This window comes from Colwellia sp. 6_MG-2023, assembly GCF_030547765.1.
In the GTDB taxonomy this organism is placed as follows: Bacteria; Pseudomonadota; Gammaproteobacteria; order Enterobacterales; family Alteromonadaceae; genus Colwellia.
Map to the genome: position 1 here is coordinate 35,129 of NZ_JAUOPP010000025.1, position 15,480 is coordinate 50,608.

The 15,480-nt window shown below is 35.7% G+C and carries 14 protein-coding genes; 8 read left to right on the forward strand and 6 right to left on the reverse strand.

What is annotated here, in order from left to right:
• Nucleotides 1-183 precede the first annotated feature (183 nt).
• The 3 genes from pspA (at nt 184) to pspC (ending at nt 1,656) form a co-directional block, all read left to right on the forward strand.
• Nucleotides 184-849, forward strand: coding sequence for a phage shock protein PspA (pspA, locus tag Q4503_RS15095; protein WP_215972663.1), 666 nt, complete (start codon nt 184-186; stop codon nt 847-849).
• A 130-nt stretch (nt 850-979) separates the two neighbouring features.
• On the forward strand, nt 980-1,210 hold the full coding sequence (pspB, locus tag Q4503_RS15100; protein WP_303495826.1) for an envelope stress response membrane protein PspB: 231 nt from the start codon (nt 980-982) through the stop codon (nt 1,208-1,210).
• Nucleotides 1,207-1,656, forward strand: a complete 450-nt coding sequence (gene pspC, locus Q4503_RS15105; protein ID WP_215972662.1) for an envelope stress response membrane protein PspC — start codon at nt 1,207-1,209, stop codon at nt 1,654-1,656. Before pspB ends, pspC begins: the two co-directional genes overlap by 4 nt.
• 17 nt (nt 1,657-1,673) lie before the next feature.
• Here pspC and Q4503_RS15110 read toward each other — a convergent pair whose 3' ends face one another.
• Entirely contained in the window at nt 1,674-2,699 is a 1,026-nt protein-coding gene (locus Q4503_RS15110) for a LacI family DNA-binding transcriptional regulator (protein ID WP_303602773.1), read from the reverse strand.
• Nucleotides 2,700-2,970: 271 nt separating this feature from the next.
• Here Q4503_RS15110 and pgi point away from each other — a divergent pair, with 271 nt between their 5' ends.
• Nucleotides 2,971-4,611 (forward strand): glucose-6-phosphate isomerase, encoded by a 1,641-nt coding sequence (gene pgi, locus Q4503_RS15115; RefSeq protein WP_303602774.1) that lies wholly within the window; start codon nt 2,971-2,973, stop codon nt 4,609-4,611.
• A 149-nt stretch (nt 4,612-4,760) separates the two neighbouring features.
• Here pgi and epd read toward each other — a convergent pair whose 3' ends face one another.
• Both epd and tkt read right to left on the reverse strand, forming a co-directional pair.
• Nucleotides 4,761-5,813, reverse strand: a complete 1,053-nt coding sequence (gene epd, locus Q4503_RS15120; RefSeq protein WP_303602775.1) for an erythrose-4-phosphate dehydrogenase — start codon at nt 5,811-5,813, stop codon at nt 4,761-4,763.
• A 110-nt stretch (nt 5,814-5,923) separates the two neighbouring features.
• Nucleotides 5,924-7,912, reverse strand: coding sequence for a transketolase (gene tkt, locus Q4503_RS15125; RefSeq protein ID WP_303602776.1), 1,989 nt, complete (start codon nt 7,910-7,912; stop codon nt 5,924-5,926).
• Nucleotides 7,913-8,408: 496 nt separating this feature from the next.
• Here tkt and Q4503_RS15130 point away from each other — a divergent pair, with 496 nt between their 5' ends.
• Nucleotides 8,409-8,549, forward strand: coding sequence for a hypothetical protein (locus Q4503_RS15130; RefSeq protein ID WP_215972657.1), 141 nt, complete (start codon nt 8,409-8,411; stop codon nt 8,547-8,549).
• 101 nt (nt 8,550-8,650) lie between these two features.
• Here Q4503_RS15130 and Q4503_RS15135 read toward each other — a convergent pair whose 3' ends face one another.
• Nucleotides 8,651-9,019, reverse strand: a complete 369-nt coding sequence (locus tag Q4503_RS15135) for a hypothetical protein (RefSeq protein ID WP_215972656.1) — start codon at nt 9,017-9,019, stop codon at nt 8,651-8,653.
• A 131-nt stretch (nt 9,020-9,150) separates the two neighbouring features.
• On the reverse strand, nt 9,151-9,918 hold the full coding sequence (gene cysZ, locus Q4503_RS15140) for a sulfate transporter CysZ (RefSeq protein ID WP_215972655.1): 768 nt from the start codon (nt 9,916-9,918) through the stop codon (nt 9,151-9,153).
• A 241-nt stretch (nt 9,919-10,159) separates the two neighbouring features.
• Here cysZ and zipA point away from each other — a divergent pair, with 241 nt between their 5' ends.
• From zipA to Q4503_RS15155, 3 genes are all read left to right on the forward strand, one after another.
• Entirely contained in the window at nt 10,160-11,260 is a 1,101-nt protein-coding gene (zipA, locus tag Q4503_RS15145) for a cell division protein ZipA (protein ID WP_303602777.1), read from the forward strand.
• Nucleotides 11,261-11,343: 83 nt separating this feature from the next.
• Nucleotides 11,344-13,416 carry an NAD-dependent DNA ligase LigA gene (ligA, locus tag Q4503_RS15150; protein WP_303602778.1) on the forward strand — a complete coding sequence of 691 codons (2,073 nt, stop codon included), beginning with the start codon at nt 11,344-11,346 and terminating at the stop codon, nt 13,414-13,416.
• Between the two features lie 37 nt (nt 13,417-13,453).
• Complete coding sequence (locus Q4503_RS15155; protein ID WP_215972652.1) at nt 13,454-14,086, forward strand: hypothetical protein; 633 nt, start codon at nt 13,454-13,456, stop codon at nt 14,084-14,086.
• Nucleotides 14,087-14,106: 20 nt separating this feature from the next.
• Here the strand turns inward: Q4503_RS15155 and Q4503_RS15160 are convergent, their stop codons facing one another.
• A complete protein-coding gene (locus Q4503_RS15160; RefSeq protein ID WP_215972651.1) occupies nt 14,107-15,450 on the reverse strand; it encodes a Na+/H+ antiporter NhaC family protein in 1,344 nt (447 codons plus the stop codon).
• Between the last annotated feature and the right edge of the window lie 30 nt (nt 15,451-15,480).

Below are 15,480 nucleotides of genomic sequence, written 5' to 3' on the forward strand. Positions count from 1 at the left end.
AGAATTTTTTAATATTATAAAAAAACTCTTTAAAACAAAAGGTTAATGTTTTATGTCATATTGGCGTAAAACATGAATATAACTTAGTATAAATTTAAATTCGAATTTATACTAATTTCAACAAGCGTATAATATAGATGGTTTACGTTTAAATGAAGTTATTAATTCTAGAGAGAGGTTGTTATGGGTATTTTTTCAAGGTTTACCGATATTATTAATTCTAATATCAATAATTTATTAGATAAAGCTGAAGACCCAGCTAAAATGGTAAGGTTAATTATTCAAGAAATGGAAGACACTTTAGTTGAAGTACGCTCTAGCTCTGCTAAAACATTAGCGGATAAAAAAGAGCTAACTCGTCAAGTAACTCGTTTTGAGAATGAGGCCGCACAATGGCAAGAAAAAGCTGAATTAGCTCTAAGCAAAGATCGTGAAGATTTAGCTAGAGCGGCTTTAATGGAAAAGAAAAAGAGTACTGAAAACTCTCAATCTTTATTACAAGAGCTTGTGAATGTTGAAGAGCATATTACTAAACTTCAAGATGAAATATCACAACTGCAAGATAAATTAGCAGATGCCAAAACTCGTCAAAAGGCGATTATTATGCGAGAAAAAACTGTAAATTCTCGTTTAAAGGTGAAGCAGAATATTGATAGTAACAAAGTGAATGATGCACTAAGTCGTTTTGACCGTTATGAAAGTAAAATTGATGGTATTGAAGCACAAGTTGAATCATATGATTTAGGTAGTAAATCTTTAGCTGATGAAATTGCAGAGCTTGAATCAAACGAGAAAGTTGATGATGAACTTGCATCGTTAAAAGCGAAAATGAAAAAACAACAGGATTAACTATTAGCGAGTTAGTTATTATTTCTAAAGTGTAAGGTTTAACGTAATTAAACCTTAAGTAATAAGTTTATTTATTACTTCCAATGGCTAAACCGTTAGCTAATAAGTTAGAGAAAAAGTTAAGGAGAGTATCGTGGAAGAGATTATTATGGCGCCAGTCATTATTTTTATGGTTATTGTTGCCCCCATTTGGCTAATATTACATTACCGTAGTAAAGGACAAGTAAATCAAGGCTTGACTGAAGAAGAGTATATTCAGTTATCTGATTTATCCGAGATGGCAGATAAAATGGCTGATCGTATTAAAACGCTAGAAGCAATCTTGGATGCAGAGACTCCTGAATGGAGAAGTAAATTATGAGGATTAAAGGGGGAGACTTATACCGAAATACCTCGCGCGGTAAAATAGCGGGTATTTGTGCGGGAATTGCAGATTATTTTGGTTGGGAGACTTGGTTAGTACGAATTTTAGTAGTGTCAGGGGTGCTCTTTGGCATACCTTTTTTAATTTTAGGTTATATTGCGGCTTGGCTTATTCTTGATAAAGACCCTAAGATGTCTAATAAATTTCATCAGACAGAGTCGTCAAAATCTGATTCATCAGGGGGGACTCCCCCATCAGCTAGCGATTATGAAAATGAATCAATTAAAGTGAAAACAAGAGTTTGGCAATCAGGTGAACCACCCAAACAAGCTTTCCATGATATTCGAAGAAAGTTTGGCTCTTTAGAGAAGCAACTACAACGTATTGAGCAGTATGTAACATCTTCAGAGTTTAGCGTTGCTAGGGAAATTAATAAACTGTAATTATACCTAGCTACTACCTAAGGGGCTCCAGTAGAATCTCTAACGATTAGTTGTGGAATGTACTGGCTTATAACATTTATTCCCTTTTGTTTACGTACCTGACTAATTAATAAGCTTGCTGCATCATGTGCTATTTGTTTATTAGGTTGATCAGAGGTGGTAAGTTTTGGCCATGTTTGACGAGAAAAAGGGCTATTTTCGAAACCAGTAATTGATAGCTGTTCAGGTATTTTTATATTCATTAATCGAGCTGCAAATAAAGCACCAGCGGCAATTTCATCATTACACGAAAATATTGCTGTTGGTGTATTGCTTGGGCTTACTTCTTTTGCCATTAATTTTTGAGCGCCATTTACACCAGATTCAAATGAGTATTCACCTTCAATCACTAAATTCTTATTAAATGCTATATCATTAACTTTTAATGCCTGTCTATATCCCTTGTAACGTTCAATCGTAGACATATGCTCAGCACCACCTGCAATAAAACCAATTTTTTTATGTCCTAAGTCGATCAAGTGTTGGGTGATCGTTTGTGCGGCCTCTCTATCGTTTACCATAACACAGGGACTTAATTCATCAGGTGCAACGTCTCCTGACATAATGCGAACTACTTTTATATCAAGCGCAGTAATACGCTTCACAAATTCAGGTTGTTCCGAAAATGGTGGTGTTAATACTAAACCAGCAACACGTGCATGTTTTATTGTATTAATAATATCTTCGGTAATATCTTCCTTTTGGGAGTCGCAAGGGTTAATTAATAGCTCAAAACCCTGTTGACGACATGCAGATAAAATACCTTCTTGCATATCAATAATATAATAAGCATTTGGGTTGTCATATACATAGGCAATAGTAAAAGATTTTGTACCTGCTAAGTTTCGGGCCGCTAAATTTGGCTGATAATTCAGCTCTTTTACCGCTTCCTGTACTTTTTCTCGGGTAATTTGACGAACCGAAGGTTCATTATTCATTACACGTGAAACGGTTTTAATTGAAACACCCGAAAGTCTGGCGACATCATTAATTGTTGCTTTCATCTATCCATTTAACCTTTATTATTTTTAGAGCAGCCATTACTACAGCAGTAGAGTAGTGCTTCTTTATCTATGCAGCAATAACTAATACTATTTTTATCTAATTAAATACACAGTAAAAGCATAATAAGCTAAGAACCAATAATTGACAGCGTTGTCATTCTTGAGTAGGGTACCATAATTGTTTATAAAAACATAATCTCGTCATGTGTTAGCCTTACTATGTACGAGCATAATACTTTACTCATCATGAGAGTCATTTACAGGAACAACTATGTCAGATCGTCAAATATTACCTAGCTGGAAAAAACTACAACAATTAGCGTTAGATAAGAAAACTCAGCATATGAATACTTTATTTGCTAATGATGGAGAGCGTTTTGAAAAATTCTCTATTGAGTTGCCTAATTTGTTACTTGATTACTCTAAAAATTTAATTGATTGTGAAACCATGGATAATTTATTGAATTTGGCTGAAGAAACAGAAGTCTGCCAATGGCGGACTAAAATGTTCACTGGCGAAAAAATAAATAAAACGGAAGAGCGAGCAGTTTTACATACCGCTTTACGCCGTAAAAGTGACGAAGCATTAATTTTAGATGGTGAAAATATTACCGAGCAAGTCGATAAACAACTGATAAAAATGGAAGCGTTTGTAAATAAAGTTCGTCAAGGGCATTGGTTGGGGTATTCAGGTAAGCGTATTACCGATATTGTAAATATTGGTGTTGGCGGCTCTAATTTAGGCCCTCAAATGGTGACGGAAGCACTTAAGCATTATAGTGATGGCGCAGTGAACGTTCATTATGTTTCAAATGTTGATGGTGCTCAAATTGTTGAAGTTCTAAGGCCGCTAGATCCTCAAAACGTTTTGTTTATTGTATCAAGCAAAACGTTTACAACGACCGAAACTATGACTAATGCAAAAACAGCGATGAAGTGGTTAACAAGTGCGTCCTTTGATGAGAAGTCAGTTGCGAAACACTTTGTTGCTGTTACTGCTCACAAAGAGAATGCTATGAGTCTTGGTATTGAAGCTGATAACATTTTTGATATGTGGGATTGGGTTGGAGGACGTTTTTCATTATGGTCAGCGATTGGCTTAGCAATTGCGCTCGATTTAGGCTTTGATAAATTTAAAGAGCTACTTGATGGTGCTAGTGATATGGATCAACATTTTATTAACGCGCCATTACGTAATAATATGCCTGTGATAATGGCGTTAATTAGTGTTTGGAATACCACTTTTTTGGGCGCACGCTCACAAGCTATTCTACCGTATGATCAAACTTTACATATGCTTTCAGCTTACTTACAACAGGCTGAAATGGAAAGTAATGGAAAATCGGTTACTTGGGATGGTGATGAAGTTGACTATGCGACAGTCCCTTCTATTTGGGGCGAGCTGGGAATTAATGGGCAGCATGCGTTTTATCAATATCTGCATCAAAGTAATAATGTTGTACCTGCTGACTTTATTGGCTCTGTAGAAAGTGTGACACCGGTAAAAGGTCATCACGAAACGTTAATGGCAAACTTCTTTGCTCAAACCCAAGCATTAATGGCTGGCGTAAACGAAGAACAAGTAAGGGCCGATCTTAAAGCAAAAGGTCGTACAGCCGACTATATTGATAAAGTGGCCCCTCATAAAGTACATAAAGGTAACAGGCCAACCAATACTATTTTATTAAAACGTATTGATCCCAAAACATTAGGTAGTTTAATTGCAGCCTATGAACATAAAATATTTGTTCAAGGAATTATCTTGCAAATATGTTCTTTTGATCAATGGGGAGTTGAATTAGGTAAGGGGTTAGCAGCTGAGATACAGCAAGAATTAGAGAGCAATACAATATCATCTAAGCATGATTGTTCAACAGCCAGTTTAATGAAGTTTTATCAAAAAGCTAAGTAAACAACACTGTATTTTCTAAGTATTTTATTTCTATGCATGAGTAGCCTATAGAGTGGTACTGAGATCATAAAAAAGCAGTCATAAGTTACATGGCTGCTTTTTGTTTTATAATATTCGGTTTAACTGACTAGTTAGCTCAGTGATGAGGACTAAATAGAGGCCATTGCTTGAGCAGTGTCTAACATTCTATTTGCAAATCCCCACTCATTGTCACTCCAGATTAGCATTTTAACTAAACGTTTATGGCTAACACGTGTTTGATTACCATCGACGATACAAGAATGGGTATCGTGATTAAAATCAACAGAAACTAGCGCTTCTTCGGTATAAGCTAATATGCCTTGTAAGCCTTGTTGAGCTAATGGTGTTGCTTCAGCTTGCTGTATTATTTGGTTAATAGCATGAATACTGACATCTTCATTAACCGTAACACTTAAATCCATTGCTGTAACATTCAATGTTGGTACTCGAACAGCAATGGCTTCAAACCTACCTTTAAATTTAGGTAAAATTCGTTCAATGCCGACCGCTAATTTTGTATCAACAGGTATAATAGACTGGCTAGCAGCACGACTACGTCGTAGATCAGGGTGATAAGCATCGATGACTTGTTGATCATGCATAGAAGAATGAATTGTTGTTATAGTACCGCTTTCAATACCAAAGGCATCATCAAGCACTTTTATTACAGGTACTATGCAGTTAGTTGTGCATGAGCCATTTGATACAACCGTGTCATCACTGGTAAGTTCTTGATGATTTATTCCATAAATAATGGTTGCATCAATATCTTGGGTGCAAGGATGAGAAAATAATACTTTTTTAGCACCTTGTTTAATGTGCGCTAAACCATCGGCTTTACTGCCAAATTTTCCTGTACAGTCGAGAACGATATCAATTTTGTGTTCACGCCAAGGGATTTGTTCAATTTTGTCAAAATGAAGTAATGCTATTTCATTTCTAAATTGGTTAGTTTGTGAGGTACTTTTATTGGAAATAAATAGCTTTTCGTCTTCTTGTTCAACAGAAAAAGCAAACCGTCCATGGGTTGTATCGTATTTCAATAAATGAGCAATACCGGTTGCGGGTGCTAAGTCGTTTATCGCAACTATTCTGAAAGTGTTATTTCTACCGCTTTCATAAAGCGAGCGAACAATACTTCGACCAATACGACCAAAGCCGTTAATAGCAATATTTATCATAAATTACTTGAAGTGATGTTATTCACTGTACCTAGATGTGTAAGGTGGGCAATTTCTTGCCCACCGTTTTCTACTTGCTTATTACTAAAGTATAAAGCTAAGCTGTAAGCTTAAAGCGCGTTGACTGTTTTGATAACGTTATCAACGGTAAAGCCAAAGTGTTCAAGTAATACATTACCTGGTGCAGATTCACCAAAAGTAGTCATACCTACTACCGCGCCGTTTAAACCAACATATTTAGCCCAAAAATCAACATGAGCAGCTTCAATAGCAACACGTTTAGTAACGTTAGCAGGTAATACAGATTCTTTATAATCACTTGTTTGTGCGTCAAAAACATTAGTTGATGGCATAGATACAACACGAACCTTGGTACCTTGCTCTGTCAGTGATTTAGCTGAATCAATCGCTAATGCTACTTCTGAACCGGTAGCAATAAGAATTACCTCAGGAGTTCCTTCACAATTTTGTAAAATATAACCACCTTTTGCAATATCGTTTACTTGCTCTTGACTACGGGCCATTGCAGGTAAACCTTGACGTGAGAAAATCAAAGCAGAAGGTGCTTTTTGATTTTGTACCGCAGCTTTCCAAGCTACAGCTGACTCAGTAGCATCACATGGTCGCCATGTGGTTAAATTAGGTGTAGTACGTAAATTTGTTAATTGCTCTATCGGCTGATGAGTTGGACCATCTTCACCTTGACCAATTGAATCATGGGTGTAAACAAAGATATTTTGAATACCCATTAAAGCAGACATACGTACAGCATTACGTGCATATTCCATAAACATCATGAAAGTAGCGCCGTAGTTGATGAAGCCGCCATGTAATGAAACACCGTTCATTATGCCGCTCATACCAAATTCACGTACACCGTAGAATATGTAATTACCAGCTGGATCAGTTTCTATACCTTTTGAGCCAGACCACAGGGTTAAATTTGAACCGGCTAAATCGGCAGAGCCGCCTAACATTTCTGGTAATACAGGACCAAAAGCTTCAATAGCATTTTGAGATGCTTTGCGTGACGCGATATTTTCAGCATTCTCATGACATTGCTGAATAAATGCATTGGCTTTTTCTTCAAAATCTTGTGGTAATTCACCTTTAATTACACGACGTTCAAACTCACTTGCTAGCTCTGGGTAAGCCGCTTGGTAAGCCGAGAATTTTTCATTCCAGCTTACTTGCTTAGCTGCGCCTTTTGCTTTTTGATCCCATTGTGAATATACATTTTCTGGTACTTCAAATGGTGCGTGTGGCCAGTTTAAAAATTCGCGTGTGGCAGCTATCTCATCATCACCTAATGGTGCGCCGTGACAATCATGTGTGCCTGATTTATTTGGAGAGCCAAAACCTATAATAGTTTTACAACAAATCATACTTGGTTTGTCTGTCACTGATTTTGCTTCAGTAATTGCTGCTGCAATCGCTTCGCTATCATGGCCATCAACACTAATTACGTGCCAACCGTAAGCTTCAAAACGTTGTGGCGTGTTATCTGTAAACCAACCTTCAACATGACCATCAATAGAAATACCATTGTCATCCCAAAAAGTGATTAATTTACCTAATCCTAACGTACCTGCTAATGAACAAGCTTCATGAGAAATACCTTCCATTAAACAACCATCACCTAAGAAACAATAAGTAAAATGATCAACTATGTCATGATTTTCGCGGTTAAATTGAGCAGCTAAAGTCTTCTCAGCAATAGCCATACCTACGGCATTAGAAATACCTGCGCCTAATGGACCTGTTGTTGTTTCAACACCAGGAGTATAACCATATTCAGGATGACCAGGAGTTTTAGAGTGTAATTGACGGAAGTTCTTTAAATCATCAATAGATAAATCATAACCAGATAAATGTAATAAAGAATAAATTAACATTGAACCATGGCCGTTTGAAAGAATAAATCTGTCACGGTCAGCCCAATTAGGGTCAGTAGGGTTATGCTTTAAAAAATCACGCCATAAAACTTCAGCGATATCTGCCATCCCCATAGGGGCACCAGGGTGTCCTGATTTTGCTTTCTGTACGCTATCCATGCTTAAAACACGAATTGCATTGGCTAGTTCTTGACGCGACGACATATTAGCTCCGATTTACTTTTTATTAAAAGGGTATAATTGAATTGCGCGTATTTTCTCCTACCATCAGATATATCGCAAATGATATTACATAATTTTTTATCTTTTTTTCGGTTACTTAAGGTGATAAGTATAATTTTTGTGTAAAAAAACATATATATTGATTTTTATTAAGAAATAAAGAAATTGAAATATGGTAGGGATTTAGTTTTTAATTCCTTTGTAAAAAATAAATAGGGTAAATAATGATAAAAGTCCTCACAGCACATAACAATTAGACCTTACTAATAAATTTTTTTGTAAAAACATAATAAATAATAGAAAAATCAATAATTGCCTTGAATTATGAAATCAAATAGTTTAGTTTTTAATCAGGTTGTTTACATTAATGTTTTTTTGTGTTTTTGTATTAAAAGTACATAAATTGAACGTTTATAAAATAATAAGAATAGACAACTAACGTAAGAGATAAAATTAAAATAAAAATTAGGTAGCTAAAATGCGAAAGTCATCCCCTAAAGGGTTAAAGTTGACAACGGTTATTTTTGCAGTATTTGTAATGACCGTTTCAGCAATACTGAGTAGTAATTCAGTCGCTGATGACATGGAAGTAAAAACAGCACAAATAGAACCAGAATAAAGTTATTGACTATAGTCTTATCAATAATAATTAATGAAGCTCTGTATTCATAATGAATTACAGGGCTTTTTTTTAATAAAAGTAACCTAATAGAATATACGCTAACTTTTATTTGACTCTATTATAATATCAACTTGACGCTGATTTTCTTGTTGAGAGAGAACAATTCTAATCATTTTTTGTTCTTGTTGATAGAGTAGGGTTAAATAGTTTTGTGTGTTTTGTTGTGAAATAGGCTTGCCAAATTGCTGAGAATAATAAGTGATAATTTGTTCTTTAGTGGCTAAAGTATAATAATTAACAACAGCGGGAAGCGTATCGGTAAAGTCAGCAAATATATGCGCATCTTTTAACACAGGTACGGTAATAATAGGGCTTTTATTTATCTCACTTGCCATCGAAATAGCACTTAAATTAAATATAATAGCTGCAATTAATATGCTGTATCTACTTATACTTTTTACTTTCATGTAATAAACTCCTATTCCTTTAATGCAACTATTATCAATATAGATGATTCTTTATTAGAGTACGAGGTTACGCGCAATAAAAAATACTGACAAATTGAAGTCGTTTATTGAGCAAGAACTTCCTTTCGTTTTTATAAAAAGTCTTTACGATAATGATCAACCCAAAGGGCTGTAGCACCACAAATAGCAACAGGCATAATAATTAGGTTAACAATAGGTATCATGGCAAAGACTGTAACCGTTATACCGAAGCTATAACTTAATCCTTGTTGTTTTTTTAATGCTTGCTTCATATCAAAAAAAGAAATTTTATGATTGTCAAAAGGGTAATCTTTATATTGTATTGCCATCATCCAAGCAACAAATAAAAACCAAATAACCTGCCCTATAACTGGTAATATCCACATTAAAACAAAAAAGCCAATAGCGCGAGGAATGTAATAGACGAGTTTTGTCCATTCTCGGCCTAAAGCTCTAGGGGTATCTTTTACGATGGTTAACATACTCTCACTTGGGCCAGTTTCCCCTACTAACAAATGTTCTATTTTTTCAGATAATAAACCATTAAAGGGAGCAGCTAACCAATTAGCCGCAGTACTAAATAAAAAAGAAAATACTATTAATACCGTTATTACAGCTAAAGGCCATAACACTGCGCTAAGCCAATCAAGCCAACTTGGTAACCACCCTATCATTAGCTGCATATAATGTTCTAATTCTCTATATATATAATAGAAGGCACAACTAAAAAGCACTAAATTAACTAATAGTGGTATAAAAACAAATCGACGAATACCTTTTAAACGAATAAGCTCAAAACCTTTGAATAAATAGCCGGCACCACTTAGCGCTAAAGGGGAATTTTTATTAGTAAATTGTTTGTTTGTATATCTAGACATGTATAAATAATAACACCTTAATATTAATCGACTGATTATAAAGTCTGATTGCATGTAATTACAGTACTAACTTGTTACAAAGTGGCACTATTTCTGTTAGAGTTTATATGGTATTTTATTTTTATTCATCATACTTTTTTCTCGCTGAATTAAATATCTTGAGGTAACATGAGTATGATAAGAAAGACTATAATAATAATCACAATTTTCCTTAAAAAAGAATTACAAGACAGGCATAACAATGGAAGATAACTTCAGAAACGCATTAATTATTCTTAGCGGTTTTATTATTGCTGCTATATTTATTCATGGTTTATGGACCATTCGCAAGCAAAAAAATCCTTATAAACTTAAAACCAGCAAGGAAAAAGTTGAGCCAGTCTCTAGAAATTTTGATGATAGTGGTTTTGATCAATATGGTGTAGGCCAAGTAAAAGTATTAAAGCAGGCTAATGAACCTAAAGTAGAAAGTGAAAAAGACTTTGAACAAACTATTAGTCTCGAAGAAATTAATCACCTAGATAACGGCCAGCATCAAGAGCTATACAATGACTTTGCTGTTAATGAAAAAGTTTCGGAGCATGATGTTGAATTAAAAAAGCAAAAAAATAGTCAGGCACAAGTTGAAATAGAAGCGAAAAAAGAAATTTCTTTAGAACAGCCAATGTATCAACAGCCTGTAACTAATGCAAAACCTGCAAGAGGCAATACTAGTCAAGTTGCCAGTAAAAAATTTACACCAACTAAGCCGGTCGAATCATTATCTAAAGAAGAAATAAAAAGAAACCAAATGGAAATTAATTTTGGTGAAGGTGTATCTATTGATGATGAAAATGTGCCAAACACTAATGTTGCTGATAATGCACAGGAAAAAACTGGCCCTAACGAAGCTGAAGTTAATAATAATATCGATACACAAGTGATTATTCTTAGTGTGGTAATGCCTGATAATCACCAAATGTCAGGCGCTGCACTTTTACCTAGTTTATTAACCTTGGGCATGAAATATGGAGAAATGAACATTTTTCATCGTCATCAAGATAGTGCTGGTAATGGCCCTGTTACTTTTAGTTTAGCTAACATGCTAAATCCAGGCTCTTTTGATTTGGATACCATGGAAACATTTGTAACACAAGGAGTCAGCTTATTTATGACTCTTCCTAATGCCGGTGACCCCTTTGCCGCGTTTGATCAAATGTTATTAGCCGCTAAGCAGCTAGCTAATGAATTTAATGCACAATTACTTGATGACAAACGTAATATAATGACTAAGCAAACAGAGCAGCATTATGTTAGTAAAATTCGTGAGTTTGATAGACAACATCGCCTTGCTCGATTTTGATAATAAATTTTTAGTCACTGTTTAATTATATTAAACAGTGACTCTTTCCAAGCGTTCTCTGCCTTTTTTTGAGTTAATACCCCATGTCGACAACTGACCTTCCACAAGTGTTATTTGAAAAAGTAAAACAACTTCATCAAGACATTAATCACTATAATCATCAATATTATGTACTTGATCAACCAACTGTCCCTGACGCTGAATATGATCGGTTAATGCGCGAGTTAACAGCAATAGAGCAAGAGCACCCAGAGCTGAAAACACTTGACTCTCCTAGCCAAAAAGTGGGAGGCCAAGCGTTAAAAGCTTTTAGCCAAGTTACCCATCAAATACCTATGTTATCGCTTGATAATGTCTTTTCAATAGACGAGTGGCAAGCGTTTATTAAACGTATTCGTGATCGATTAAATAGTGATGAAAAACTTGTTATCTGTGCAGAGCCAAAACTTGATGGTTTAGCAGTAAGCTTACGTTATGAGCAAGGCTTTTTAGTTCAAGCGGCAACAAGAGGTGATGGCAGTATAGGTGAAAATATTACCGAGAATATTCGTACCATTAAGTCTATTCCTCTAAGGCTTAATGGCGAAAGTGGTATTGACTACCCTGATATTATTGAAGTTCGAGGGGAAGTTTTTATGCCTAAAGCGAGTTTTGAGCGCTTAAATGAAATGGCGATAAAGAAAGGTGAAAAATCATTTGCTAATCCTCGTAATGCTGCCGCAGGCAGTCTACGGCAATTGGACTCAAAAGTTACCGCTAAACGTAATTTAGACTTTTATGCTTATGGTCTCGGCTTTGTCGGTGATTTAACGGTAAATAATGCACCTGAAGGTGAGCAAGGTTTTTTGAAAAACTCCCATTACCAACGCTTATGTCAAATTAAGTCATTAGGTTTACCTATGTGTCCTGAAGTTCGTTTACTTGATGATCAGGAACAAGTGCAAAGCTTTTATCAAGATATTTTAAGTAAACGAGAGCAGCTTAGTTATGAAATAGATGGCACTGTATTAAAAGTAGATAATATTTTATTACAAGAACGACTTGGCTTTGTTGCACGAGCACCGCGATGGGCAATGGCCTATAAATTTCCTGCACAAGAGGAATTAACGCTTATTGAAGATGTTGAGTTTCAGGTAGGTCGCACAGGGGCTATTACACCAGTGGCTCGTTTAAAACCGGTATTTGTTGGCGGCGTTACGGTATCAAACGCTACATTACATAATCAAAGTGAAATTGAACGCTTAGGTTTGAAAATTGGTGATACAGTTATTATTCGTCGTGCTGGTGATGTTATACCTCAAATTGTCTCGGTTGTACTTGAAAAACGTACTGAGGATGCTAAAGACGTTATATTTCCACAAACCTGCCCGGTTTGTGATTCTAAAGTGAGTAAAGTTGAAGGTGAGGCTGTTCTAAGGTGTACTGCTGGGCTATTTTGTCAAGCACAAAGGAAAGAAGCAATTAAACATTTTGCCTCGCGTAAAGCGCATGATGTTGATGGTCTAGGTGATAAATTAGTAGAACAATTGGTTGATGAAGGTCTTATTTCTACACCTGCAGACTTATTCAGTTTAACTGAAATTGATATTAGTACTATGGATCGAATGGGGGCAAAATCAGCAAAAAATTTAATTGCCTCGGTGGAAAAAGCAAAGCATACAACATTAGCTAAATTTATTTATGGTCTTGGTATTCGAGAAGTTGGTGAGGCGACTGCAGCTAACTTAGCTAATTATTTTTACACTTTAACAGCGATTCGCACAGCAAGTTTTGAGGCTTTACAAGCTGTTGATGATGTAGGCGCGGTTGTCGCTAAAAACATTGTTAACTTTTTTAAAGAAGAGCACAATTTAGCGGTTGTATTAGCATTAGATGCAATAATGACTTGGCCTGACATTGTTGTTAAAACTGCTGAGGAATTACCATTAACAGACCAAACATTTGTGTTAACAGGTACTCTAAGGCAAATGGGGCGAAGTGAAGCGAAAGCGGCTTTACAGCTTTTAGGTGCTAAAGTCTCAGGGAGTATCTCATCAAAAACACATTTTTTAGTAGCTGGTGAAAAATCAGGTTCAAAATTAGCAAAAGCGCAAGACTTAGGTGTAACTGTGTTAACAGAAGACGATTTAGTTGCTTTATTAGCAAAGCATAACTAACCCTAAATAAAAGCTTATTTATTATAAAGAGAATTTAATGATTAAAATATCGATAACCATGTTTATTCTTTTGATGCAGTTTCATGTGTCAGCTCATAACATAACCGATGATAAAGTTGAGCTGACAAATAAGCAGGTTAGGGCGCTCCAGTCATTAAGTGCAAATCAGCATCAACCATCTGACAATAGTAAAAACATCAAAACTATTAGTTTGAAAGTCTCTAAATTGACCGATAATCAAGGGCAAACTTATTTAGGTGCAGTCGTTAGTCGTGCAGAATTATTTGTGTACTTAACCCAATTAGAGAAATTACTAGGGGATGAATTTCCGCAATATAGAGCATTTCAAGCGGCACGTGATCATCAACTATTTCATATGACATTAGTTAGCCCACCTGAATATCAACTAGCAGATAAAGCATTAGTTGAAAAGTTACTTGCTTCAGGTGTTAATGGCGAATTATCGAATCAGATTAATATTAACTTACTTGGTTTAGGTACAGTGGCACGCGATGATAGTAAAACCTACTTTGTTGTCGCTCAAAGTGCTGATGGGCAATCAATTCGTCAGCGTTTTTTGCTAAACAGTAAAGATTTTCATATAACTCTAGGCTTTAAACCAAGTGATATTTATAGTGTTACAAAAGATAGCACTACGTTAATAAAGTAAGTATAAGTTTATATTGAACATTAATTCTTTGTCATTCGCCAGAATGCAATACCTGCAGTAAAGAACAATATCATTGGGTAAAACGCATGAGAGATCACTGCCAGCGGTGAAATGCTTAACGTTGATCCTAATAATAAAGCCTGTGCACCATAAGGTAATAAACCTTGGTTAATACAGGCAAACACATCGAGTAAGCTGGCAGATTGTGCCGGTGTTAATTCCCCATCAGTGGCCAAATCTTTTGCCGTCTCGCCGGTGATAATAATTGATACGGTATTATTGGCAGTAAAAAAATTACAACCAAAAGTCAATCCGGCAATACCTAAACCAGCGGCACGCTTTTTATTATGTGGGCTTAATTTTCGTGCGAATGATTCAATAGTTTTTGTGAGCGCAGATAAGCCACCTTGGTGACGAATTAATTCACTTAACCCTCCAATAAACAACGACAAAATAAAGATATCTTGCATACTAGAAAAACCAGCATTGATATCAGTTATTAGTGCTGATAATTGATAGTCGCTTGTTAACATACCAATAGCTGCCGCTAATACGATGCCTAACGATAAAACCACAAAAACATTAACGCCAGAAAGGGCAAGTATTAGAATAACAATATAAGGAATCAGCCCTAAAACGGCAGGATCACTAGCCAATTGATAATCAATATTTTGTCCTGACACTGAAAATATAATTAAACAAATAATGGCAGCAGGCACGGCAAATTTAAAGTTCACTTTAAATTTATCTTTCATGTGAGCGCCTTGACTACGTGTTGAGGCAATGGTGGTGTCTGAAATTATAGATAAATTATCACCAAAAATAGCCCCTGAAATTAAACAACCCGCCACTAAAGCTGAATCTATACCTGCAGACTCTATAAAACCTAAAGCAATAGGAGCAATGGCAGCAATAGTGCCCATTGAGGTACCCATCGCGGTTGATAAAAATGCCGCAACTAAGAACAAACCAGGTAATAATAGATAAGTAGGAAAAAATGCTAAACCTAATTGTACACTAGCATCAACACTTCCTGTTGCTTTCGCTACCGTTGCAAAAGCCCCTGCCAGTAGATAAATAATGCACATGGTCATAATGTTGGCGTGGCCTGCACCACTGATGAATTGCCCTATTTGTTTATCAATAGGCTCTTTACTTAACACCTTACCAAGATAAATAGCCACAAAAATAGCAGGAATAATAGCAATGCTGGCAGGGAGTTGATAAAAAGCGAATTCAACACCTTGAAGCGTTAAAATAATACCAGTACCTAAAAATATGCCAAGAAATACGGCAAAAGGCAGTAAAGCAATGAGGCTTTTCTTATTCGTTATTGGTTGATCTTCTGCTGCAGAAGTGGTCATAAATATAAATTCTTATTATAAATGTTACAT